Source organism: Mucilaginibacter sp. NFR10, assembly GCF_900100445.1.
Taxonomy (GTDB): domain Bacteria; phylum Bacteroidota; class Bacteroidia; order Sphingobacteriales; family Sphingobacteriaceae; genus Mucilaginibacter; species Mucilaginibacter rubeus.
The window spans coordinates 302,654-328,467 of the sequence record NZ_FMTV01000001.1; the positions used below are offsets into that span (position 1 = coordinate 302,654).

The following is a 25,814-nucleotide window of genomic DNA, read 5'->3' on the forward strand; positions in this document are numbered from 1 at the left end:
CATTAGTATAATGAAAAATATATTTAAAAAGGCCATAGTTACTGGTTTAGTACTGTCGGCTTTTGCAATGGGGTGTAAAAAAAGTGATTTAAATACTGTAAACCCTAACGCGCAAACAACCCAAACGTTTTGGCAAACTTCTGATGATGCTGTAAAAGGGATAAATGCGGTATATGGCAGTTTAATTATTGATGGTTCATACATGCGTTTTTCGCCGATAGTGGAAAACACCAGGGGCGATGATGCTACAAGCTACAGTCCATGGGACCAGATCTATAACATGGGTAAGTTCAATATGCAAAGCAGTGGCGCGGGCGTACTGTTTTCATGGACAGCCTATTACCAGGGTATTTTACGCGCAAACGAAGTGCTGAAATATGTACCCGCCATTAATATGGATGCCGAACTAAAAAAACGTGTATTGGGTCAGGCCTATTTTCTGCGTGGCCTGTACTATTTTCACCTGGCCGATTTTTATAAAAACGTGCCTATGCCGTTGGTTCCTGCCGGCTCAAGTGCCGATTATTTCCAAAAACAACAGCCCCAGGATGTAGTTTGGGCACAGGTGATCAGCGATTTTAAAGCTGCCGAAGGCATGCTGCCAACAACTTACAGCGGCTTATCGCCCGATGGACAGATAGGTCGCGCTACCAGGGGAGCTGCAGCAGCGTTTCTGGGGAAAACCTACCTGTTTACAAAGAAATATGCCGAGGCGGCTGCCGAGTTCAAATCAGTTATTGATATGGGTACTTATAGCCTTGTGCCTAATTACTACGATAACTTTTTTGCCAATAATGAAAATAACTCCGAATCAATTTTTGAAGTTCAGTTTTCAAGGGATGCCGGAGGTACTGATCTGGGCTGGGGAGGCGATCCGTCATCAGGATGGGGCCGTACATCTGCCCGTGCCATCACCTTTGGCGCGGCAAGTTTTGGTTTTACAGATGTGCAGCCAACGCCTGCATTATACAATGAATATCTGCAGGAAAAAACAACCAGCGGCGGTGTTGATCCCCGTTTGGATGTAACCATGTATTACAACAAACCCGGCGAAAAATTATATAACCAGGATTTTGCCGCACGATACGCCGGCAGTTCCTCATTAAATGCCCTGTTTTGCCATAAGTATGAAAACGGCGACAGCGGCCAGGCCGATGAGTATGACTGGAGATCAGGTATCAACGAAAGATTGATGCGTTATGCTGATGTACTGCTGATGTACGCTGAGTGTTTAAACGAATTGGGCCAAACAAATGATGCTTATCAATACATCCAGCGGGTACGCAGCCGTGTTGGTTTGCCAAACTTAGCTACGGTAAAACCGGGCATGAGCCAGGCTGAGATGCGCGATCAGATAGGTCACGAACGTTTCCTTGAATTTTCGTTGGAGGGTCACCGTTTTGATGATATCCGTCGCTGGGGCTGGTTACAGGATGCAGCTAAACTGGCCTGGCTAAAGTCCCGCGACCCGGAATTTAATACCTACACCGCAGGTAAGGAGTATTTGCCGATACCGCTTAGTGAGGTGCAAACCAATGTTGGTTTGGTACAAAATACAGGGTATTAGAAAAAAGAGCGGGGGAGGTGCGATTCCTTCCCTGGGGAAGGAGGAGGAAGGGGTTTATGAATCATGGCAAATATACTGCTTGTATAAACCCCTCCCTGCCACTTCACAGTCCACCACACCCCTCCCGCGGGAGGGAATTAAAAAATTAAGTGAAAGAGATGACTAAGACGATGAATACAGCGAAAAATCTATACTTAATAACCGCACTGGCAACAATGCTGTTTTCTTGCTCAAAAAAGGAGACACCTGCGCCAACTAAAACGGATACTACCACAACTCCACCGGTAACAACAGCGTTTGATATCAACAGTATCAGTGATACTTATGCGGATATTGCGGCATTTACCTATTATCCTAAGTGGACAGTGTATAACGTGCATGACCCATCCATTAAAAAGTTTGGTGATTATTATTATTGCTACAGTACCGATGTGGCTTTTGGTACTGATGTAAGGCCGGGCTTGCAAATCCGCAGGTCGAAGGATTTGGTGCAGTGGGAGTATGTGGGTTGGGTATTTTCGTCATTGCCGGCGCAGGGATCTGCCTATATTGCGGGTAAAGGCGGTACGCCTTACAACGCCTTATGGGCACCTTATGTAATGAAGGTGGGTTCAGAGTACAGATTGTATTATTCGCTTTCATCGCCTGTAGCACGCCTGAGTGTTATCGGTATGGCGACGGCTTCATCGCCTGACGGCCCCTGGACGGAGAAAGGCCTCGTTGTAACATCAGCCAATGATGCCAGTATCCAAACAAACGCTATCGACCCAACCGTAATAACTACAACCACCGGCGAGCAGTATATGTACTACGGCTCGGCATGGGACGGCATCTATATCCTTAAACTTGACCCTTCAACCGGTTTGGCGGCCAATTCGGGCGATAAGGGCAAGCGCATTGCCAACCGGGGTTTCACCGGCGGCAAATACAATGGCAATATTGAAGGCGCGGAAGTGATCTACAACCCCGATCTGAAAAAGTATTTCCTGTTTATCAGTTATGACTGGCTGCAAACCAAGTATAATGTTAGGGTGGGGCGGGGCGATAGCCCGACCGGTCCGTTTTATGATTATAACGGGCATGACATCAATACCGATGAGGATCATGGCCCCATGATCCTTGCGCCATACCAGTTCAGCAACCAAAGCGGCTGGCAGGGCACAGGGCATTGTGCAGTGTTTGACAACGGTAGCGGGCAATATTACATGGCGCACCAGGGCAGGCCGGGTATTAACTCCTACTTTATGGACCTGCACGTTCGTAAAATATCATGGACAACCGACGGCTGGCCAATAGTATCGCCTGAGCGATATGCCAATGTTGCTCAAACAACTATAGCTGCAACCGATGTGGCAGGGACCTATGAAAAAATTACGCTGAATTATCATGTTGTACCGGGTTATGGTACCGAGCAAACCAATCCGGATTTCCAGGTTTCAACAACCTTTAAACTGGATGCTGCCGGTACTATTGATGGTAACGCTGCTGATAAATGGACATTTACCGCTCCGTGGCTTGAGCTTAAATACAGCAACGGCGATACTTACAAACTAAAAGTTGAACGTGAGCGCGACTGGGAAAATAAAATAACATCAACCCTGATATTTACCGGGTTAGATAACCATGGCACTGCCATTTGGGGAAAGAGAAAACAATAGGTTTGTTTTTATATAGGTTGGTAGCCCTTCGGTTTAATTATCGGGGGGCTTTTTTAATAAAATAAATTGAGATTGTTGGTGAAGCTATTTTGTCAGCGCCTTTTATTATTGGGGTAACTTATTCAAAAAATTACGATAAAAACAAAAAAACAAGTTGAATAAACATGGCGTCAAATCTTCTGTAAAATACGTATTGTTTTATTCTTATTAGTTTTATTTACTGACTATCAGTTAGTTGAATGTGTTTTACTGAATGGGTTAATTGTTTGATTATCAATTTGTTTCATTTTTATGCTGTCCTGCGTTTCAGACTCAAAAAATGGAACATTTATTTTTCTGCAAAAAAGACAGCTGGCGCTTCTTTAATTTTTTTTCGGGAATCAAAAAATTGGGACGCCCGTTTTGTTACAATATAAGGATTGGTTTAACTGCATGGCCGAACGGTTTTTTTAGCCTGAATAGATTTTGTTTTCCACAATCCATTGTTTTTCTGTTACTTATTCGTATCTTGAATTTACCAAATTAACCTGAGTATTTATGAAAAGTGTAAAGCATATCCTGGCCCGTAAGGGGAACAACGTTACTGCAGTACCTGCCGATACCACCGTGTTTAACGTGTTGAAACTGATGGCCGAAAAAAACATCGGCTCGGTAGTGGTAACCGAAAATGGCAGGTATATGGGCCTGATGACAGAGAGAGATTACTCCCGTAAAATCATTTTAATGGGTAAACACTCCGACGAAACCACCGCCGGCGAGATCATAAGTACCAATTTCCCGAGGATCACCCCCGAATCATCAGTTGATGAATGCATGCTGATCATGAGCGAAAATAATATCAGGTATTTACCGGTGTTTGATGTGGCCGATCAGCTATGCGGTATTATTTCAATGAGTGATGTGGTGTACGAAACTATCCATTCGCAAAGGGAAACCATTGAGCAGTTGCATAGCTATATCCAGTCAACATAAGCAAAAATGCTTTTGGATTGCTGATAATGGTTAACAGGAGATTTGTTTTTGCATAAATTAATCAAAGCAAATATTTAGGTTTGTTAACCACTCCGTTGTTATGAGGCGACCTCTTGTTTTTTTGTTTTTTATTTTAACTTCTTCTTTTGCTTTTGGTCAGCAAACGTTTGAGGCTTTTTGCAATGATTTTGTAACCGGTTACACTAAATTGCATTTGCCCCAACTGGAACTAAGCTACACAAGCGGATTAGAACATATCGGCACCGCTGCTGATGTGCAAAAACAGTTAGCTTTTTTTGAAAAAGTTAAGACTGATTTATCAGCCTTCAAAGCAGATCAGCTCAACGAACCGGAAAAAGTAGATTATCAGCTGATCAGCTATGAAGCCGCCCTTAATTTAGAGCGGATTAAACTTGAGCAGGATTGGTTAAAGAATAAACCTGCTGTAATCCCCACAGGCGGCATTATCACTATCCCCAACGGCAAAGCCTGGTATGCCTACCTGCTTAAACGCTGGACCAGTGCCAGCGCCACTCCTGATGAGATCTACCAGTTTGGCCTTACCGAAGTGGCCCGCGTTCAAAAGCATATTGAAGCTATCCGCCTGCAAACCGGGTTAAGCCAGGACGATTTTTATAAACACATCAATGATCCTTCCTTTTTTATCAGTGACCCGAAGGCAGTACAGCAAGCCTTCGAAAATACCAAAGCGGTCATTTATGCCAACATGTCCAAACTGTTTAGCAATACCAACATAGCCCCGCTAAAAATTGTAAAAGGCGAAAGCAGGCAGCTGGCACAAACGCCCGGCTATTACGATAGTAATGCGTTTTACTATAATCTTTTTGATAAGCCATACAATAAACGGCAGGTCGACTGGCTTTTTATGCATGAGGGAGTTCCCGGTCACCATTACGAGGCGAGTACGGAGGCGCAAACCAAAACATCAGCCGTGCAGCAGCTTTTTTATTATATGGGCTTTGCTGAGGGTTGGGCAGCATATACCGAAGAGTTAGGCACACAACTTGGCGTATACCAAACGCCTTATGATGAGCTGGGCAAATGGGAGTGGGACATTGTACGGGCGGTACGTGTGCCTTTGGATGTAGCGCTTAATTATTACGGCTGGACAGATGAACATGCACTGGCATTTTGGAGAAAGAATATCCGGGGGCAGGATGATATTGCCATACGCGAAATTGCCCGCATGCGCCGCTGGCCGGCACAGGTAGTTACCTACAAGTATGGCGCATTACAAATACTGCACTGGAAAGAGGAATTGCAGCAAAAGCAGGGTGCCCAATTTAACATCAGGGATTTTCATTCACGCGTGCTTGATCATGGCTCGCTGCCATTGTTTATGGTTAAGGAGAATGTGTTTAAAAAAAGTTAAACTTTTTATCTTGTAGATCAATAGACGGAAAGATAGCACCAGAGGTGCTAAAGGGTTGTAGAATAATTATTAAAGGGTTTTAGCGTGCCTGAGGTACGCAACTTCTGCGCGTTTTACGGCAGCCTAAAATCCTTTGTTCAGCAGCTCCTGGTAACAATCTATATACTGGCCCACGTGTATGCCATCAATCAACGCGTGATTTACATGGATGGATACCGGCATGGTGCGCTTACCATGATGTTCGGTCATTTTACCAAACGAAACCTTGGGGCAGCTGTCCATAAATGAAAACATGCGCGCATGCGACAGTGAGGTAAAATTGATCCAGGGTAGCGAAGAAAAACGGATCACATTGTTTAAAGCTTTGCGTTCAAGCAGGTTGTTACTTTGCACGCGTTCAATTTCTTTATTTGCATCGCGGGCAAAATCTTCGAACAAGGGATGAAAAGGCCATTCACCAAAGCCAAATGTGCCATTAGCCCGCGGAACGGTTGAGCTGGCATCAATCCGGTCATAAATAAAAATCTCGTCGCCCTCCATACGATATTTGAAAGGCTCAATAATTTGCGATGCCGCTAAAGACTGGTACATGGTATAAAGGAAAAATGAGATCCCGTTATCCTTCACAAACTTATAGGCCGCCGTTACATCAACGTTTACGTTTACGCCGTAATAGGGTTCCTCAAACTGTTTAAAAAAGTTGTAATGCTCTTTCCTGATCCAGTTTTCAATATCTACTTTTTGTTTCATAACTATTGCTGTTGCAATAATAGGGATATTAAGCCGGAAGTTAGAAGTCGTAAGTCTTAAGTCAAAAAGCAAATTTCTGACTTAATACTCGTGACTGCAGGCTAACTTTTGCTTAATTTCGATAAACATTAATCTGCCTTCAAATGTCATCAGCAATAAACAATTCCCAATATCAAAAAGCCGAAGTTTTTAAAGCACTGCATAAGCGTGATGGTTTATTCATTATCCCCAACCCCTGGGATGCTGGTTCGGCTAAAATTTTAACCGGTTTAGGCTTTGAAGCGTTTACTACTACCAGTGCCGGGTTGGCTTATGCACTGGGCCGGCCGGATGGGCATGCTCTGATCAGTCGCGATGAAACGCTTGATAATGCAAGGGCTATCATCAGTGCAACCCATTTACCGGTAGCTGCCGATTTGGAGAATGGTTTTGGCGATACGCCGGAGATTTGTGCCGAAACTATCTTAGCCGCAGCGGGAGTGGGACTGGTTGGCGGTTCGATAGAGGATGCTACGGGAAATGATAAAGATCCCATTTACAATTTCGACCTTTCGGTTGCACGGGTAAAGGCTGCTGTTGAAGCTGCGCGAAGCCTTCATTTTCATTTTACATTGACCGCCAGGGCCGAAAATATGATCCACGGGAAAATAGACCTGCAGGACACCATAAAACGCCTTGTTGCTTATGCCGATGTAGGTGCCGATGTGCTTTTTGCGCCGGGCCTCAAAACGAGGGAACAAATAAGCGAAGTAGTAAAGGCCGTTGCGCCTAAGCCCGTGAATATTGTACTTGGCGCAGCAGGTTTTGATATTAGCTTCAATGAACTTGCCGACCTGGGTGTAAAAAGGGTAAGTCTTGGTTCGGCATTGGCAAGGGCTGCTTTGGGCGCTTTTCAGCGGGCCGCTGTTGAACTTTCACAGGGAAGTTATGGTTTTGTAAATGATGCTGTTCCTTACTCGGAATTAAATAAGATTTTTGGGAAGTGATTAAACAATTTGCTTGTCATATTTAGCTAATACCCGTTGAACGGCAGGTTGTATATGCCATAGACCGATAGGAAAAAAAATAAGACAAATTATTGCTTTAAGGGCATCGCTATTGCCAACTATTTCTCCTTCAATTACTGATTCAAGCATTTTGCCTGCAAAACCACAGGCACATATGAAACCTATAACATAAATAATTCCTCCTGTTGCAGAAAACCATATTGCTAAATTATCTCCGCCAACTTGCGCAATCCTGGAGATTATTAATGCAATTATGATCAGCAGTAAAGAGAACCGAAAATATTTTATATCAGGTTTTATTACTGGAATTAAAGAATGCATAGTAACGCCTATAGCATAAATCCAGCTAAGGCCTATTAATAAGCTCAAATACATGAGTACTGTGTAGCTATTAGGGACGAAAGCCGGTATTACAATGAGAGCGAATAATTGCCATGATTTGAGTTTTAATAAAAAACGCATTTCAGATGTTTATGCATCGAAGATATGTAAAATTACACTATTTAAATGTTGAGCAAAATACCAAGTGGTATATATTTATATCTTTGCGCCGATTTTAATAAAACCATCATGTTAAACAGAGTAGTTATAACAGGTCTGGGCGCTTTAACACCGCTTGGAAATAATGTAGAAACTTATTGGCAAAACTTAATTGCCGGTAAAAGCGGTGCTGCAACCATCACCCGTTTTGATGCATCATTATTCCGTACGCAATTTGCCTGCGAACTGAAAGATTTCAATATCAAAGATCACCTTGATAAGGCCGAATTAAAACGTACCGATACCTTTACCCAGTACGCGCTTGTTGCAGCCGATGAAGCTATCAAAGATTCGGGTTTTGATCTGAGCAAAATGGATCCCTTTGATGTTGGTATTATCTGGGGCAGCGGACAAGGCGGTATGGAAACTTTTGAGGAGCAGGTAACTGAATACGCCAAAGGTAACGGACAGCCAAGGTTTAGCCCTTTCTTTGTGCCGAAGTTTATTTCAAACATGGCTTCGGGCATGATCTCTATCCGTAACGGTTTTATGGGGATCAATTATACCACGGTTTCGGCCTGTGCTACGTCCAATACCGCTATTATGGATGCCTTTAACTACATCCGTTTAGGTAAGGCTAAAATTATTGTTACTGGCGGTTCAGAAGCGCCTATTACGCCTGCTTCCATTGGAGGTTTCAGCTCAATGAAAGCGATGTCGGGCCGCAATAACGATCCGCAGCATGCTTCACGGCCATTTGATATTGATCGTGATGGTTTTGTTATGGGTGAAGGCGCCGGTGCCTTGGTACTTGAAGACTATGATCATGCAGTTGCCCGCGGCGCACATATTTACGCAGAGGTGACCGGGGCATCTATGACTGCTGATGCATACCACATGACAGCCACTCATCCGGAAGGATTAGGTGCTGCCCGTGCCATGCAGCAGGCATTGACCGAATCGGGTTTAAGCATTGAGGATGTAGATTACCTGAATATGCACGCCACATCAACGCCGGTTGGCGACTTATCTGAAATTAACGCTTTGCTTGCTGTTACAAAAGGTAAAGAAACAAACACCATCATCGGTTCAACCAAATCAATGACTGGTCACCTGCTTGGTGCCGCCGGTGCTATTGAAGCCATAGCTGCTATAAAATCAATTGAAAATCAAATAATCCCGCCAACAATCAATACCACAACTTTAGACCCCGCTATTCCGGATAATTTGAAGTTTGTATTGAAAGATGCCATCGACCATAAAGTGAAAGTAGCCATGAGCAATACTTTTGGCTTTGGCGGGCATAACGGGATAGTTGTATTTAAAGCTATTTAAAGCTCAAATGAGAAAGCTATTGAAGACTTACGAAGTTTTTTAAACTTCGTAAGTCTGGATTTTAGTAAGTTTAATTTCATGTGCTGCTTACGGCAGTAGCTTCCAGGTTTTTAGTTCGCCTTTTATCACCACCATAATTTTATTGGTTACCATTTTATTGAGGATCACCTTAGCGCCTATCCACAACAGGCTTTTGGTAAGCCACCCTAGATCTGCTACATTGAGCATAATGGTTTGAGCCCGATTTTTTAATCCATCACTAAAACGGTCTATATCCTGTTCTTTAATAGTGGGCCAGTTGTTGCCCGAACTAAATTTAATATCCGGGAATTTGATATCTTCTTCAAATACAGGGATGATCTGGTAACTATCACTTTGGGTTGATTTAAATTTGGCTTTGTCGGCATTAGCATAGCCATCTTTAAAAATAGGGTTGGTGGTAAGTGCTTTGGCTGGTATGGTAAAGTAATCGCGCAAAAAGATCTTACAATTGTGCCGGCCTAAAAAGAAATCATGCACCCTGAATTCTTTATTTAAAAAACCGCTAAATCCGCTCAGCGCACCGCAGGCTATGGCTTGCTCGCCGGTTAGGTCTGTCGATTTGCCATCGGGCGTATCTACGCGGCGCGATGGCGTGATCAGGTACTGACCTGCGCAATCCTCGTCCATAGCGTCTTTAATATTAACAGCCTTTGAGCGCATTTGCGATAGCATAGATGACAACGTTAAACCTACTACGTTTGATATAGACCTTGACTGTGAAATTGGCGTGGGCGCCTGGGTAGGGAAAGGTTCAATCATCAGCACAGTTGAAACAAACTTGTTAAAGTTGTTGTAGTCCACATCGGGCTGACCGGTAAGATCGTCCAAAACACTTCTGACTTTATCAAAAGGTTCGTTATTGATCATGCCGCCATCAACGTTGAGAGTTTGGTATGCACCGGCATCAATAGGGGTATTAACCAGGTAATTGCTTAACCATGGGTTATTGTTAACATATTGGGCATCGCGTTTAACTATCCTTGATTGCAATCCAACCGGAAAGGCGCCGGTGGCCATTGCAGCGTCGGCGGCTATATCCGTATTAATATTATTTTTCAGGTCAAGCGGCATCCAGCCGTTATTATGCCCGGCAATGGCGTTTTCTGTAAGTTCAAAGCATGCGTAATCATTATGGATGCGCATGTTATATTTGGTACGCTGCGGCGATGACGAATTAAACGGAACATTGTAGGCGTAGCCCTGCAGGTTTGTAAGCGTGGTAAAGATCTTTAAACCGGGTTTAATATAAGCGGGCAGCGGCTGCCATTGTTTTGGATCGGCAGCAACTACGCGTTTGGCAACATCATTAATAAAATCAGAATTAAGTGCCGATATTACACCCGAGCTTTTGATGTCGCTGGTATCCAGCATTTTTGTGAACATATCAGCCTGCACAAGGTCAACCCAGGAGTGGTAGAGCTTGTTTTCGGGATGTTCGGTTAAAAGATCTCCTGATGGCTTGTCGATATGGGTTATCGGGTTGTTAAGGGAGGATGCGGCCATGATACTGGTCATACCGCCTGCCGACGCGCCGCCCATTACCGGGATCTGCACCCTGTGCGATGGGACACCGGGTTCATTGCGATGCTTTTCCCATTCTGCTAATGCCTGAAGCAGGTAATCAATAACGCCTGCTGTATAGGCTCCGGCAGATACGGCGCCGGCCATACAAAGTCCTACATAAAATACTTGCTGATCTGAAGTTTTATCTGCTGCCATGAGATAGATATTAGGTTGGGTTGTTAAATTTAAAAAAAAGGATCGTACAAAATGATACGTGAAACTACGCGAGTTGATAGCGGGTTTTACCCGATCACATGGCTTTATGGGCTTTTTGAGGTTTGGGGTGTTCCCTTGGTTTAAGTTCCCGGTCAATGATCTGCCTTTCAAAGTCTTTTTCGTCTTCACGGTTAGTTTTAACTATCCATATCATTAATGCTATTAACAGGGTTGTCACAATGGCTACTATGAAATAATTGATCTGCATGTTTATATATTTGGTTAGCTCAATTTACTCCGGCTGTATTAACTGGCGATTAAATTTGAGTGTGAAATAAAATCAGCCAGGAACCCTGATTTCATGATTGGATAGGATCTAATAAAAAAATATACAATGCAGGCCCATCTAACCGCCATTACTCTTGCAGTTAAAGATCTTGACGAGGTCAAGGCATTTTATACCGGGAAATTCGGATGGCAGATGCTTGCCGAAAACGAAAAGGTAATAATGTTAAAGCTTGATAATTTGGTGCTTACCCTGTGCAGTGAGCTGCTTTTTTCAAAGTACACAAATATAAGCAATAATGCCGGAAGCAATCGTTTTTATCTTACTATAAATCTGGCTTCAAAAGCTGATGTTGAAACCAAAATAGCCCAATTGAGGTTGGCAGAAGTACAAATCCTGAAGCATCCGGCTGAAACTTTCTGGGGCGGTTATGCCGGTTTTATTGCCGACCCTGAAGGGAATTGCTGGGAGATCTGTTATAATCCGTATGTTGAAAATTAATAAATGCTTTAAATCTATAGTTGTACATGAATATGGTCGTCATGCCTTACTGCACGGCATCCGTGAAATCGTAGCTTTGGTGTTTGGATGCCCAGACGATTTTTTAAATGAGGTTCGATAAATATTTTTTTGATGACATTTTTCGATGCAAAGAGGGTTACAAGTGCCTTTGTTCGTAAACTGTCAAAAGTAAAATTAACTTTATTGCTCTGGGGAACCATTTTAGTCAAAAAGCTGTACTGCCAATAACCCTTTATCAGGCAAGCCTGTGTTGTGTTGATTTCCCCGGCGCGCGGCTCTTCACTAATTCCGTATCCGATTGGCGAAGGTGTTTTATCGGTTTCTGAGCCTGTTTTGTTATCAATATAAAAAAATGCGAGATCGAGTTTTTTACCATCGTTATGACTCAGGTGGGGCATAAGCGGAAACCCATTAATGAACGGAAAGCTCGCGTCAAGATAATTCAGGGTACTTCCCGGATACTTATCGTTCATTTCGGCGGCTACGGCAAATGCAGCCTGCTTAAGTTGCGGGCGAACATAATTATGGTTGAACAGGCAGGTTAGCCGGTTTAGCGGCTTTAAATGATTGATTTGGGAGAAGGGGAGCGGCACCCTGCCCGAAAGCCTGGCAAGCGGAGGTACAATTAAAAAAGTGGTAAGGCAATATAACACCATAAAAACTGCAGCCTTGGTGATTTGCCGGTAATATTTATTATTTACGGTTTTGTTGATTAGTTTATGCAGGCTAATTGAAATGAGATAAACCAGCCCACCAATTTGTGTAAAAACAGTGAGCAGGCAAAACAATAAAACGATGATTATGGGTTTTACTATTTTCAATCGGGATTTAAATTTCAATTTAACGGTATCGTAAACCAAAAGGTACTGCCTTTATCTACTTCGCTTTCAACCCCCATTTCGCCGCCGTGAAGCTCAATGATCTCCGCGCTGATATACAAGCCAAGTCCAAGCCCTGAGTATTGAATACCCGAGGTATCAACCCGGTAGTAGCGTTCAAATAAATGCGGGATATTCTCCGGCGGGATCCCCCGGCCAAAATCCTGTACCGATATTTTGGCCATGTTGTCCTGTTTACTGATATTGATGACAATCCGGTTGCTGTCGGGTGCATATTTAACCGCATTGTTTACAAAATTAACAACAACCTGGTCTATCCGTTGTCTGTCGGCGTATAGTTCCAGATCGGTGTCACCTGTAAGTTCAAGTTCATGTGTACCTGCAAGCCTCACGTGGTCGCAGCACTCATTGATCATTTGGGCTGCCAAAAAACGTGTTTTATGAAGTGCAAGCTGCCCCGCGGTAATTTTTGAAACATTAAGCAAGCTATCAACCAGTTGCTGCATTTTATTCAGGCTGCTATTGCCGCGGCTAATAAACTGGGGGATCTTATCAGATGAGGGATCAACCTTGATCAACCTGTCCAGCAATTGCATCGATGCTTTGATCGATGTCATTGGCGTTTTTAGCTCATGGCTGGCGACGCTGATAAAATCGTCTTTTTGCTGCTGCAAATGTTTAAACTCGGTAATATCAAGCAAGGTGCCCAGTATACGCAACGGTTTGTTTATTGAGCCATAATAAACCTTACCCTGCGTCCTGATCCAGCGTATAGAGCCGTTTGGCCAGATGATCCTCGCTTCATAAAAAAGTTTTCCGGTAGTAAGCGCGGTTTTATGAGCATTATTGCGTAGTTCAAGGTCATCGGGATGCAGTGCTTTCAAAAATAAATCGCGGGGGGCATCACGCCCAACTCCAAAAATAATGTTAAACCTTTCAGATGTAAGTATCTCGTCGGTAACGAGGTCAAGATCAAAGGTGCCGATTTCAGCAGCTTCAACGGCCAGCCTGGCCCTTTCTTCGGCTTCCTCAATTTTGCGGCGTGCAAAAACTTTTTCAGTTACATCAATGGCAATTACCATAATAGCGCTTATCTCGCCATCAAACCCTTTAACAGGCTCATAAACAAAATCAATAAATACCATTTCGGGTACGCCATTGCGTACAAGCAGCAGTTTATGCTCCTTGGCGGTAATCGGTTGCCCTGTTTCAATAACATTATCCATTACGGGGGCATACAATTCGGCCGTTTCGGGGATGGCTTCCCAAACGCCCCTGTTTTCCATTTCTGCACGTTTACGGCCTACCAGCTCAAGATACGAGTCATTCACTACTTCAATTACCAGGTTATCACTGTTTATAATGCAAATGCCCACGGGGGCTTGCCTCACCATGTTATACAAAGTATGCCTGCTCTCTTCCATCGCCTGTCGGGCATGCTCAATTTCGGTAACGTCGGTCGAGAAACAAATAACGCCAACTATTTTACCGCGCGAGTTACGTACAGCCTGGTAAGTAAACTTGTAATAATTAATTTGCCGTTTGCCGTTAATTATAAATTCGGCAGGTGCATTGTTGCCGTGATAAGTTTCGCCGGTACGGTATACTTCGCTTATGAGGCTGCTGAACGGTTGGCCCTGAAGGTCGGGCAGCGCCTCGTCAAATGGTTTCCCAATTATCGATTTGTCTTTTCCCCATGCTTTCAAGGTAGCATCATTGGCTATGGCAATGAGCTTATCCGGCCCCATACACATATACACCGGAAAAGGCGAGGCCTCAATAATGCTTCGGAAAAAGTTTTCAGTCGGTTCCAAGTTATGGCGTGGTTTTAATCGGTGAAAGATGCTCTCAAAAATAAAAATATTTTCGTACAGATTTAAATATGCAGGACAGGTTCTGCTATGGTTTATTGATAATTAAAGAATTATCTGAACAGATTTTCAGATTAATTGCAGATCTGCTCAAAAAGTGCAAAAAATGACCTTTATAGGCGAAAGGCACCAGCCTGCTGTATGGCCGGGTTGCTTGGTGTGATAGGCATATTTTTTTGATCAAAGCCTGCCCACATTTGATCAAAAAAATATCACAAATGAAAAATAAATTTTTATTGGCATGCATAGTAGGGTTATTATCTGCCAGCACCATGTATGGCCGTCCGGCCGCCGAAACAGGATACGCCAGCGTGATCCGCGACTTCATTGACAGCCACATGACCTCCAACTTTAAAAAATTAAAATCAATAATGAGTGATAATTCCGTATTAAAGTTACCCCGTGGTGAAAAGGTACTTGTACAGGAAAAAGACGACCTGGTAAGCATGATGAAAAAGGATGCCGGGACCCAGCAAAATTGCCAGTCGAATTACGAAGTGCTTGCCAAAAGCGATGCCATGGTAATTGCACGGGTTGATTTTAACTACGAAAACTGCACGCAGCATGATTACCTCATCATCGAGAAAAATGACCGGCACGACTGGAAAATTACACAGGTTTGCAAAATGTTTGAGGACATAAAAACGCCTTTAAACAATGGCAATTCTGTTGTAGCCAAAAATTAAAATTTACTCCCGTAACTGATAATAATTAATCACCCTATTGGGGTGATTTTTTTTATTTTAATTAGCTTTAATTTAACTTTTTAATTGTACCCCCATACAGGTAATTTAATTTACGTTTTTAATTGAATAAGCTATCGCGTTTCCCCGTTTTTCTGATTTTGTGTTTCCTTGCAGGTATGCTGTTGTTTACAAGCCAGGTCCATGCACAGAAATACATTTTTGCGCACTATGATATTGAGGATGGGCTCATCCAGTCGCAAATAAACAAGCTTTCCATGGATACCGATCATCGCCTTTGGATAGGTACCTTTGGCGGGGCCTGCCGTTTTGATGGAAAGGATTTTACGGCTTATACCCGCTTAACAGGTTTACCTGATAACTATGTTGCAACCATTTTTTCGGATAAAGGGGGCTGTACCTGGTTTGGTACCATGAATGGGCTTGCAAGGCTCTATAATGGCCGGATTGTGAAGTATAAACCGGATATACCGGTTAAACGCTCTTTTGTAGGCAACATAACCCAGGATGGAGAGGGAACTATCTGGGTTACAGCTGCCGGGATGCTGTTCAGGGTAAAAAATGATAAGATGCAGCATGTCCCTATTAATGATGATCCTGATATTTTTATCACCAGTTTGGCTGTTAATAGTGCAGGTTTGTTATATGTGTCTGTTTACAAAAAAGGTATTTATCGCCTTAAAGGACAAAAATGGGAACATGTAATTGATATTGATTCCCAATATAGTGAGCAAATTATCAAAAGGATTTTTTTCGACCGTTTTGATAAAAGCAAAACTTATCTTCTAACCCGCTCGGGTTTGTTATGTGCCAGGAATGGTATGGCTAAACCACTGGATATAAAAAATATTACGGGAAAAATAAAAGGTCAATTATTGTGCATTGAACAGGACGCTGATGCTAATATTTGGCTGGGTACCGATAATGGAGCATATTGTATTATGAGCGATGGTGTGATCCACTATAACTCATCAAACGGACTTACCGATAACTCTGTCCCTGATATTTATTTTGATGCAGATAAAAACCTGTGGCTGGGTAGCCTTGGCAATGGCCTTTACCGCTGCGAAGGCGACAGATATACCGTTTTTGACCGCACACAAGGTATTCCAGAATCAAAAATCGTAATGTCGGTAACTGAAGACTGGAACAAAAATGTTTTAATGGGGATTGATGGTGGTGGCATTTTGCGATATGATGGAAAAAGGACCAGCGAAGTGCCCGTACCAACCGGTTCGCCATATTTAAAGGGGGTGCAAAGTTTATATACCGATAAAAACGGCACTGTTTGGATTGGTACCGGGCAAACTGGTTTATGGCAGTATGATAAAAAGGGTTTCAGACAGGTAAAAAACAGTTCATCTTTTGCTTGTAATTTTATTACTGCCGATGACAGTGGTACTATATGGCTGGGCACGTCAATGGGCTGTTTCTATTACCAAAACGGCGAGCTGAAACAATTGGAAGGTATTCCCCCTTATTCGTCCGCAATGCTTAGCCTGGGGCGCGATTCTCTTTTGATAGGCACCCAAAACGGTGTTATGCTGGCCGTAAATAAAAAAATAGTTCCGGGGTTTAAACTTAAATCATTTCCGGCTACTGCGGTTTACAGCATGATCCGATATCGCGACCTGCTGCTGGTTGGTACAGATGATAGCGGTTTATACACCTGGGATATGACAACCGGAGCGGTAAATATTTATAATGTTGATGACGGGCTCAAAGCCAATAGTATTTACAGCCTTGCTGCTGATGAACGTGGCCGCCTTTGGATGGGTACCGGCAGGGGAATTAACCGGATGCAATACGACCCTGCAAAGAAAACTTTTTGGGTAATTGATAACATAGGCTCAAAGGAACCGGTGGTGGAGGCCAACCAGAATGCCATTATGCACCGCGGACACGAGATTTGGATCAGTACCACCAAGGCTGTTATGGTGTATAATACCATGACAAAAATGGTTCCCTCGCCGCCGCCGCATGTGTTCATCAAATCGGTACAGTTGATGAAGGAGGATGGCGAAAAACGCTCTTCTATCGACCTTAATGACTGGGCCGAGCTTAAACATAATCAAAATCATTTGTCGATATCTTTTCTTGGTGTTTACCTCAAAAATCCTGACGCGGTATCTTACCAGTATAAGCTGGTTGGGCTGGATAGTGCTTTTAGTTCGCCCATGCGCAATAATGTGGTCAATTATCCTTCGCTGCCGCCTGGTACATATACTTTCAAGGTAAAAGCCATAAGCCCCGACGGGCAGGTATCACGCAAAATGGCAAGTTTCAGTTTTGTAATTATTCCTCCGTTTTATCAAACATTTACCTTCAGGTTGCTGGCCATTTTACTGTTGGTGTTTCTTGGTTTCGGAGTGCAAAATTTAGTGCATCAGCGTAAAATAAAACGTCAAAAGGCAATTGAAGCCATGAAGCGGGAAGAGAAGTTAAAGATCCGCCAGCAAACAGCCGAAGATTTTCATGACGATCTGGGTAACAAATTAACCCGGATCACCGTCTTATCAGAAATACTAAATGCCAAAATAGATAAAGAGCAGGCGGATCAGCGCGGAATCGTAGATCAGATCAAGCAAAACGCGGCATCACTATACAACGGTACAAAGGATATCCTGTGGGCACTTGATCCTAAAAGCGATAATCTGTATGAAACCCTGAACCATATCCGCGAAATAGGGATAGAGGTTTTTCATGATGTACCGGTTGATTTTGAGTTTGCTGCCGTTGATGAAGATATTCAGCTGGTAAAACTGCCTATGGAATACAGCCGTAACATCACCATGATATTTAAGGAGCTATTAAATAACATCCTTAAACATGCCGATGCCGGACAGGTAGTTTTTGAGCTTGATCAGAGCGATAAAAGCGCGATAGCACTCCGGGTTACCGATGATGGTAAAGGGTTTGATAGCAGCGCAGCTCATCGCGGCCGGGGGATCAATAACATTAATGCCCGCGCAAAACGGATCAACGCATCACTGCTCATTAATTCGGAAGCAGACAAAGGCACATCAGTAACATTAAAGTTTAGTAAAAATCAGTTAAGCAATTAAGCATGGCCCGTAACATTAAGGTAAGTATTATTGAGGATGATGAAACCCTGCGCGATGGCTATGCCTTTTTAATTGGTGCTACCGAGGGCTATGATGTGATCAGTACCTATTGTTCATATGACGAGGCTGCTAAAAAAATAGCTGCGGATAAACCCGATGTAATCCTGCTGGATATAGAGCTGCCCGGAGTTAACGGCATTGACGCTATACCCAAATTAAAAAAGCTTTTACCCAACTGCTATATCTTAATTCTAACTGTTTACGAATCTGAAAAACAGATTTTTAACGCGCTGGCCAACGGGGCATCGGGCTATCTTACAAAAAACACCCCGTCAACCAAGATCATCGAATCGATAAAAGAAGTACGTGAAGGCGGCGGCCCTATGAGTATTAATATTGCACGCCTGGTAATCCGCTCATTTCAAAAAAATCAGGAATCGCCCTTATCTAAGCGAGAAACCCAGATCCTGGAGTTGATAGGCGAAGGCAAAAGCCGTGGTCAGATTGCCAATGAATTGTTCATCGATCTTGAAACTGTTCGTAGCCATATCAAAAATATCTATCTGAAACTTGATGTAAACTCACGTGCCGATGCCATTAAACTGGCAAGGCAGAATAAGCTGATATAGGCTTAGAGGTATTCGTGTTGTAGTTGCAACTTTCCACATTAATCAGGTTGACGGAAAATGTTGGTGACAATATCAACATTGGCGGAGCGCAGGATAGTGCGATTCCCTCCCTGAGAGGGTGTAGGGAGGGGTTTCATCGCCTTGCCTATTCCTCTGAAATGGCGGATAAACCCCTCCCTGCCAAAACACAACCGCGCCGCACCCCTCCCTGGGAGGGTGTAGGGAGGGGTTTCATCGCCTTGCCTATTCCTCTGAAATGGCGGATAAACCCCTCCCTGCCAAAACACAACCGCGCCGCACCCCTCCCAAGGGAGGAAATAAAAGAATCTTCTGAACACCAACAACTCCGAAATAATCATTCCCGCGATACCTGTCCTCACGGATCGCTTTGAAAATCCAAACCCTACTAATTCACAAATCCCCCAAATAGGGGGATACTATCCCCCTGCAGGTAAAGTACCTTTGATATGTTAAGTAGTTTTAACTGACCGGCTACTGTAAACCCGCTTCAAAAATTATCCTGTTTGCTGCCCCTGGCCAACAGGTTGGTTTCCATCATTACAATCTGGTTTCTGTTAATAGCTACTGTAAAATGAAATTGAAATATATACCTGTGTATACAGCTGACTTTGAGGGTCAAATTGATTTTTATACTCAAAAATTAGGCTTCAAAGTAACAGGCACAATGACATTTTACGAGGGTAAGGAAAGCACGGTGATCCAGTCGGATAAATTAAATGTGGCGCTGCTTGTAACTAATAATGACGGCAACAGTGATAAGAGTAATATTATCATTAACACTGCCGACTGTTTGAACGATTATCATGTGCTCCGTACGGCCGGCGTATTTTTTTGCAAGTCGCCTGCATATTTACCAGCCGGACTGGCAGCCGAATTTTTGGATCCGGCGGGCAACAAATTCATGTTACTGGAAGAAAGAAATTATAACGAACAATAAAATCATATCACAATGGACTATTCAAAAGTATTACGCAACAACAACAAGATTGTAAGTCGCACCGGCGGCCAAAGGCAGGGGCCGCAGTATACTTCAGATTTAAGCCTTCGCTTTGTATTAAACGGTAATGAACGTTATGATATTGGCCGCAGACATTTGTCCATATATCCCGATTCGTTCCTGATCCTGAACAGGGGTACACAATATTCAACCGACACAGATCTTGGCCAGCAGGTACAATCATTTGCCATCAATTTTGATCAGCAGTTTTTGCAGGATTTTAAAGATTGCTGGACCTTTGACAATGACACTTTGTTAACTAAGGGCTATGGTAACGGCAAAATACGGCCGGAGTTTAATGAAACTATATATCCGTTTGCGGGCGATATCAAGTACAATGTATTTCACCTGAAACAACACCTTGACAATGGCATGCAGGATGAAATGCTGATCAACGAATACCTGCACCATACGCTCATCAATTATTTTCATATTTATAATGATGAGATCTGTAAAAAAGCCGAAAAGCTCGATTTTTTAAACCAGGGTACCAGGGTTGAGATCCTGCGCCGCCTTAATTTGGCTAAGGAGTACCTGTACAGTAATTATAATCAGAATATTAGCCTTGAAGACCTTGCCGAACATGCCTGCCTTTCGGTTAACCATCTGTTGCGCACATTTAAGCAGGCCTTTGGTTTAACGCCGCACCAGTTTTTAATTCAATTGCGTTTAAAACGGTCATTAATGTTGTTAAAGGATACCCGTTATCCTGTAAATGAAGTAGTTGGCATGGTGGGTTTTGAATGCCCAAGTTCATTTATCAGGCTGTTCCGTACGCACTATAAAATAACACCATTAAAATACAGGCAATCAGCATGATATGAAAATGTTTTTTGTGTGCCAAGATGGTGCTTTTCACACATGTAGCACGTACTTAACACACTATGTTTGCAGTACCAGATAGTTTTTTGTTAAGGATATTTGGTCAGTTAATAGTTAATGAAAAAGTCAGTAACGCGAGGTCACTGACTTTTTGTTTTTGAGGGTAGGAGGATGAGGAGAACATAAAAATGACATTAAATGATGGTCCTGTTAAAAAAATATGCGAAAATCAACATTTGCCTTCCTTGCTGTAACATTCGCAAAAAAAGATCGTCTTTTATGTTAAAACCTACTGCTATGAAATTTTTTACCATACTGGCCGTTACCGGCGGATTGTTTTTTACTTCGCTCCAGATAGAAAAGACTAACATTGCGAGCGTTAAACACAAAAACAAATGCTGCATGAACGCAAAAAAATCAAAATGCCCGCTTGCATGCAAACGGGCAAAATTAGCTAAATTGAACAGTTAAAAACGATACAGGGTTTCATCCCTCAAAAGGCGTCCGGCGATTAAAGGGGAATCTGTTGCCGGCGCCTTTGCAGTGTTTGTTAATTCAATTCAAATTTTAATAATTCAGCATCTCCTGCTTTCACTAAAACGTTTTTTGTGTTTACGTTAGTGCCTTGCAGTAACGATTTCGCATTTGCTGCTTTTTCGGCCTCCATACCAACTCTTTTCGGGTCGATAGTGTAAACTTTATCAGTTTCACCATAATTAAACAGAGCCAGGTAAAAGCTATTGCCAATTTTTTGTGTAAACTGTTCGGTTGTACCTGTTGCGGTGTTACCTTCAACCGGCCAGAAAGCTTTTCCATTTTGGACAATTTTCAAAATCTCAGGATTCTGGTACATAGCTTTTGCTCTGTCACTCCATTGCCCATGTGTCGAAAAATCATCACCGGTTATAAACGTGCCGGTAACAACTGCCGAGAGCATCCTTGCCCTGTTTGCGCCCTCGCTTTCGGTTGAAAGTACAACATGGTCGGCATCAATGTAATTATATAGGTAAGTTTGCCACCAGCCGTAATTTACGCTGTTGAGGGTATAGCGGGTATCTTTTACAGTTTTAAAAGCATCGCATGCAATGCGCCTCATATGCGCATAACGCCCGGTTGCCAGGCTGGGGGAAATGGCCGCATAAACCAGCATCTGATCACCCAACTGGTCAACCAGGTGTTCCATTCCTTTTTTATAGGCTTGCATACCGGTGGTGATTTTGGGATCATAAAAATGGCTTGACTCGGCTGCCGCATGGCCTAAAAAGTCAATCTTGATCATTTTAAAACCACAGGCTTTTAGTTTGCCAATTACATAGTCAATATGTTGTAAGGTGCCCGGATGGGTTGGATCGGTTGCGCGGGCACCGTCGATGTCGTGATAGCTGTCGCCAACTTTTGTCCATGTTTCGCCATAGGTATAGTTACTGCCTAAAACTTTGCGGTCCGGGCCACCTTTCCAGCCCCAGTCGGTAAATGGGGCCCAATACACACCAGGTTGTAAGCCTTTTGATTTACAGTAGTCGGCAAATGATTTCAGCTTGCCAAAGTCACCTTCCCAGCCACCGCTTATCATATTATCCCAAAACGAATCGAGATCAATAAACGCGGTATTGCCGTTGCGAAATGCAGGGATGCTATCGGCAAAAAAGTTGGCTACTTTAATAGCTTTATCGTAGTTGAGTTTTTCCTGCATAACGCCCCAACTGTTCCAGCCAACAGGAGTAGGTTTTGTCCAGTTAAAAATGTAAGGTGGTTCGGCAATGCGGTTGGCTTTACCAAATTCTTCCATACCATTGCGCCAGTCGGCAAACCAGCCCACTAATACCTTAGGCGATTTAACTGTATTGCCGCTGATATAACCATGAGCAATTTTATCGCGGTTTACGGCGTCTTCTGTATAACCACCCCATATTTCAAAGGTGTTGGCGCTATCTTTTTTGGCAACGGTACGCACGCCTGTTTTCCAGGTTTCATGCTCAACAGATCCAAACACCAGGCCTTTGCGACTACTGTTATCAAAAACAGTTCCTACTTCTGCACTGGTATTGGTAAGCGGGGCTTTAAACACTTTGGAATCGTAGCTAATGAAGGTATCGTTATCAAAAGGTACAAAGAGAGAGCGGGCATCGCTGGGTATGGCCGATATATTACCGGCTATCGGCTCCATGTAATTTGTTTTCAGGTTTTTGCCCTCAACATAAAGTTCGACAAAAAAATAGCCTTTGTGCGATGGATAAGTATAAAACACCTGCATCATGTTTGGCAAATTATTGCCGCTTAGGGTGAAAGTATGTTTTACGCCTTTGCCAAAACCATCGGTTATTAAGGCTTTAGTATAAGCAACGTTTTTGTACGCTGTTGAAGTAATAAGTTTTCCGTTGATGCCGGCTTTGCTATAGCAATTACCAAGTACAGTTTTTCCATTTTCGATAACAGAAAAAGTGCCGGTTTTTTGATCATAATTAATAGTGCCAGAGGTACCGTATGAAAACGATATATTCCCTTTCGGTGTTGGCTGGATAGTAATGATTCGGGTTGATGCCGAAACAATTGCCGGCTGCCAAACACAAAGCAAGCCGGACAATTGCACAGCAATTATAAAATGTGTAAGGAATTTTTGCATGAATTTTAGGTTATTAAATGTGTAAATTACATTTTATTTATGGTATGCAATTATTGTAATTAAGTCAAATAGCATTCTTTACAATACGGCTTAATAAAGAACAATTTGTATAGATAAGACACCCTGAAAAGGATGCCTTATTTGTTTATAAGCTATTATTAAGCTTTAACGGCCATTATGCTTTTGATCTGTCCGTTAACTTTTATTTTAACCGTACGCGGAGTAGGTGAGGTTACTTTATAAGAGGTTACTTTACCATCTTTCCATTTCATATCTACGGTAAAATTACCGCGGGCCTTAAGACCTTTAACCTCGCCCTGTGCTTTCCATGCATCAGGGATAGAAGGAATAAAATCAATAAACCCTGCATGGCTCTGGATCAGCATTTCAGCAATACCTGCTGTCGCGCCAAAGTTACCGTCGATCTGGAACGGCGGGCCGGCTGATAGCAAATTAGGGTATACGCCGCCGCCTGCACCGTAGTTAATATCGGTTTTGATGGTTGGCTTCATCAACTCTTTAAATAGTTTGTAAGTGCGGTTTCCGTCATGCAAACGTGCCCACCACAATATTTTGTAGGCGATAGACCAGCTTGGGCCGTCGTCGCCACGTACTTCCAATGTTTTTTTAGCGGCTTCGGCAAGTGCGGGTGTAGCTTCTGGTGTAATCTGAGATGCCGGAAATAAACCATACAGGTGTGATACGTGGCGATGCTGCGGTTCGGTTTCTTTATAATCCTCCAGCCATTCCTGGATGCGCCCATCCTTAGATATAACACCCGGGGGCGGGAGCTTTTTCACTTTAGCAGCCAGTGTTTTGCTGAATGCCTCGTCTTTGCCCAATACTTTGCTTGCTGTTATTACATTGTTGAACAACTGGCGGATGATCTGGTTATCAATAGTTGGGCCTACGCAAATGCTGGCATGCGTACCATCGGGCAGATAAAAACTATTTTCGGGCGATGAGGAAGGTGAGGTAACCAGCCAGCCAGTTTTAGCATCGCTGATCAGCATACTGTTGTAAAACTGTGCTGCACCTTTCAGTATTGGGTAAATTTGTTTCAGGTAGTTTTTATCACCCGTAAAATCATAATGCTGCCACAGGTTGTCACATAACCAGCCCGAACCAACTTTACAAACGCCCCATGAGGCACTTTCGCCCGGTTCTGTAAAGCCCCAGGGGTTGGTAATTACATGTGCTACCCAACCATCGGCATTGTAATAGGCTTTGGCTGTTTTTTCGCCATGTGGCACCATCCCTTTAACCAGGTCGGCAAGGGGAAGGTTCAATTCTGACAGGTTAGAAACCTCAACCGGCCATTGGTTCATTTCAATGTTAATATCCAGGTGATAATCGCCGTTCCACGGGGTGTGCACTTCGTTAGCCCATAAACCTTGCAGGTTGGGTGGCAACAGGCCTACACGGGTGCTGCAGATGCTCAAATAGCGGCCAAACTGGTAAAACAGAACCGGCAGACTTTTATCGGCGTCAGGGTTGTTGCGAAAAGCGATAAGTCGTTGGTCTGTTGTTAATTTTTCGGCCTCTGAAGTGCCAAGATCAACGTTCACCCTGTTAAATAGATTTTGAAAGTTGGCGATATGCTGCTGTTTTTCCGAAGCATAAGGGCTTTTCATAGCGGACTTCAGCGCACCGTCTATTTTGCTAAGGTATTTCGGATTTTTAAAATCCGTACCTGCTGATACGTAAATGATCACCTCAGTAGCGTCTTTAATAACCAGCGAAGTAGGGGTGCTGCTTAATGAACCGCCGGTTAGTTGCGCCTTTACCCTTGCTTTGTAAGCTACGCCTTTGCCGTCGGTACCATTATCCAACTGGCCGATAAGATCAAGCTCGTTACCTGCTGTACTGGTAGCCCCACGTTCCGGGCGACTGATATTAATGCTCAGGTTAAGCATTCCCGGCTTGTCGGCGCTTAGTTTTATCACATCTACATCATTACCAAAACTGGTAAAGTACTCACGTTTGTAAGTGACACCGTTTACCTGGTAAGTAGTTTTGGCAAGCGCGTTATTTAATGATAGCTCGCGCTCGTAGTTATCGTATTTTATGTCTTTGCCCTCAATGCCCTTGTATTGGTAGTTCAGGTTAAGGTCGCCAAGCATCTGGAAGCAACCGAAAGGTACCCCACCTGATCCTTTTCCCGTGCATACAAATGATTTATCGATAATGGCTTGCGCTTCCACATTTTTACCGGCGGCAAGCAGGCTTCTTATTTCGGGCAGTTTTTTATAAGCTTCGTAGTTATTGGCATCCTGCGACGAACCCGACCACATGGTGATATCATTCAACACTACTTTTTCGGCAGTAACACCACCATCAGGCATCATCCCCAGGCGGCCGTTACCAAGCGCAACGGTTTCTTCCCAGCGCTGCGCAGGCTGCTTATACCAAAGTTTTAATTGTTTTGTTTGTGCGTGAGTAAACGTTGCAATACCTGTTATCATTACAGTTATTAGCAGAGTCGTTCTTTTTAGCATGTTTATGTTAATTA

General features: G+C 43.3%; 21 protein-coding genes. 13 read left to right on the forward strand and 8 right to left on the reverse strand.

What is annotated here, in order from left to right; all coding sequences use genetic code 11:
* Positions 1-10: 10 nt before the first annotated feature.
* The 4 genes from BLP33_RS01370 to BLP33_RS01390 all read left to right on the forward strand — a co-directional run bounded on the left by BLP33_RS01370 (position 11) and on the right by BLP33_RS01390 (position 5,590).
* A complete protein-coding gene (locus BLP33_RS01370; protein WP_090524070.1) occupies positions 11-1,567 on the forward strand; it encodes a RagB/SusD family nutrient uptake outer membrane protein in 1,557 nt (518 codons plus the stop codon).
* Positions 1,568-1,737: 170 nt separating this feature from the next.
* Positions 1,738-3,225, forward strand: coding sequence for an arabinan endo-1,5-alpha-L-arabinosidase (locus tag BLP33_RS01380; protein ID WP_217633091.1), 1,488 nt, complete (start codon positions 1,738-1,740; stop codon positions 3,223-3,225).
* Positions 3,226-3,762: 537 nt separating this feature from the next.
* Positions 3,763-4,197: a CBS domain-containing protein gene (locus tag BLP33_RS01385; protein WP_090524079.1), complete on the forward strand. Its 435-nt coding sequence runs from the start codon at positions 3,763-3,765 to the stop codon at positions 4,195-4,197.
* A gap of 100 nt (positions 4,198-4,297) precedes the next feature.
* Positions 4,298-5,590: a DUF885 domain-containing protein gene (locus tag BLP33_RS01390; RefSeq protein ID WP_090524081.1), complete on the forward strand. Its 1,293-nt coding sequence runs from the start codon at positions 4,298-4,300 to the stop codon at positions 5,588-5,590.
* Between the two features lie 123 nt (positions 5,591-5,713).
* Here BLP33_RS01390 and BLP33_RS01395 read toward each other — a convergent pair whose 3' ends face one another.
* Positions 5,714-6,340, reverse strand: a complete 627-nt coding sequence (locus BLP33_RS01395; RefSeq protein ID WP_090524083.1) for a CatA-like O-acetyltransferase — start codon at positions 6,338-6,340, stop codon at positions 5,714-5,716.
* 143 nt (positions 6,341-6,483) lie between these two features.
* Between BLP33_RS01395 and BLP33_RS01400 the strand changes: the two genes are divergently transcribed.
* Complete coding sequence (locus tag BLP33_RS01400; protein WP_090524085.1) at positions 6,484-7,326, forward strand: isocitrate lyase/PEP mutase family protein; 843 nt, start codon at positions 6,484-6,486, stop codon at positions 7,324-7,326.
* Here the strand turns inward: BLP33_RS01400 and BLP33_RS01405 are convergent, their stop codons facing one another.
* Positions 7,327-7,809, reverse strand: a complete 483-nt coding sequence (locus tag BLP33_RS01405; protein ID WP_090524087.1) for a hypothetical protein — start codon at positions 7,807-7,809, stop codon at positions 7,327-7,329. It lies immediately after the preceding gene.
* A 108-nt stretch (positions 7,810-7,917) separates the two neighbouring features.
* On the opposite strand from BLP33_RS01405, the gene fabF reads away from it, so the two are divergent.
* Positions 7,918-9,162: a beta-ketoacyl-ACP synthase II gene (fabF, locus tag BLP33_RS01410; protein ID WP_090526151.1), complete on the forward strand. Its 1,245-nt coding sequence runs from the start codon at positions 7,918-7,920 to the stop codon at positions 9,160-9,162.
* An 87-nt stretch (positions 9,163-9,249) separates the two neighbouring features.
* Here the strand turns inward: fabF and BLP33_RS01415 are convergent, their stop codons facing one another.
* On the reverse strand, positions 9,250-10,923 hold the full coding sequence (locus tag BLP33_RS01415) for a patatin-like phospholipase family protein (RefSeq protein WP_090524090.1): 1,674 nt from the start codon (positions 10,921-10,923) through the stop codon (positions 9,250-9,252).
* 94 nt (positions 10,924-11,017) lie between these two features.
* Entirely contained in the window at positions 11,018-11,191 is a 174-nt protein-coding gene (locus BLP33_RS27290; protein WP_175489889.1) for a hypothetical protein, read from the reverse strand.
* A 126-nt stretch (positions 11,192-11,317) separates the two neighbouring features.
* Here BLP33_RS27290 and BLP33_RS01420 point away from each other — a divergent pair, with 126 nt between their 5' ends.
* The gene (locus BLP33_RS01420; RefSeq protein WP_090524093.1) at positions 11,318-11,710 is read left to right on the forward strand and encodes a VOC family protein; all 393 of its coding nucleotides are present in this window, start codon (positions 11,318-11,320) and stop codon (positions 11,708-11,710) included.
* 14 nt (positions 11,711-11,724) lie between these two features.
* Here the strand turns inward: BLP33_RS01420 and BLP33_RS01425 are convergent, their stop codons facing one another.
* A complete protein-coding gene (locus BLP33_RS01425; protein ID WP_090526152.1) occupies positions 11,725-12,552 on the reverse strand; it encodes a hypothetical protein in 828 nt (275 codons plus the stop codon).
* Positions 12,553-12,566: 14 nt separating this feature from the next.
* Positions 12,567-14,384: a PAS domain-containing sensor histidine kinase gene (locus tag BLP33_RS01430; protein WP_090524095.1), complete on the reverse strand. Its 1,818-nt coding sequence runs from the start codon at positions 14,382-14,384 to the stop codon at positions 12,567-12,569.
* 275 nt (positions 14,385-14,659) lie between these two features.
* Between BLP33_RS01430 and BLP33_RS01440 the strand changes: the two genes are divergently transcribed.
* The 6 genes from BLP33_RS01440 to BLP33_RS27295 all read left to right on the forward strand — a co-directional run bounded on the left by BLP33_RS01440 (position 14,660) and on the right by BLP33_RS27295 (position 21,150).
* Complete coding sequence (locus BLP33_RS01440) at positions 14,660-15,127, forward strand: nuclear transport factor 2 family protein (RefSeq protein WP_139159908.1); 468 nt, start codon at positions 14,660-14,662, stop codon at positions 15,125-15,127.
* Between the two features lie 176 nt (positions 15,128-15,303).
* Positions 15,304-18,210 (forward strand): ligand-binding sensor domain-containing protein, encoded by a 2,907-nt coding sequence (locus tag BLP33_RS01445; protein WP_090524102.1) that lies wholly within the window; start codon positions 15,304-15,306, stop codon positions 18,208-18,210.
* A gap of 2 nt (positions 18,211-18,212) precedes the next feature.
* Positions 18,213-18,839: a response regulator transcription factor gene (locus BLP33_RS01450; RefSeq protein ID WP_090524105.1), complete on the forward strand. Its 627-nt coding sequence runs from the start codon at positions 18,213-18,215 to the stop codon at positions 18,837-18,839.
* Positions 18,840-19,431: 592 nt separating this feature from the next.
* Positions 19,432-19,797, forward strand: a complete 366-nt coding sequence (locus BLP33_RS01460) for a VOC family protein (protein WP_090524110.1) — start codon at positions 19,432-19,434, stop codon at positions 19,795-19,797.
* Positions 19,798-19,809: 12 nt separating this feature from the next.
* Positions 19,810-20,676, forward strand: a complete 867-nt coding sequence (locus BLP33_RS01465) for a helix-turn-helix transcriptional regulator (protein WP_090524113.1) — start codon at positions 19,810-19,812, stop codon at positions 20,674-20,676.
* A 300-nt stretch (positions 20,677-20,976) separates the two neighbouring features.
* Complete coding sequence (locus tag BLP33_RS27295; protein ID WP_175489890.1) at positions 20,977-21,150, forward strand: hypothetical protein; 174 nt, start codon at positions 20,977-20,979, stop codon at positions 21,148-21,150.
* 79 nt (positions 21,151-21,229) lie between these two features.
* On the opposite strand, the gene BLP33_RS01475 is transcribed toward BLP33_RS27295, so the two are convergent.
* Both BLP33_RS01475 and BLP33_RS01480 read right to left on the reverse strand, forming a co-directional pair.
* On the reverse strand, positions 21,230-23,302 hold the full coding sequence (locus tag BLP33_RS01475) for an alpha-amylase family protein (protein WP_217633092.1): 2,073 nt from the start codon (positions 23,300-23,302) through the stop codon (positions 21,230-21,232).
* Positions 23,303-23,460: 158 nt separating this feature from the next.
* Positions 23,461-25,800, reverse strand: coding sequence for a glycoside hydrolase family 95 protein (locus BLP33_RS01480; RefSeq protein WP_090526154.1), 2,340 nt, complete (start codon positions 25,798-25,800; stop codon positions 23,461-23,463).
* Positions 25,801-25,814 lie beyond the last annotated feature (14 nt).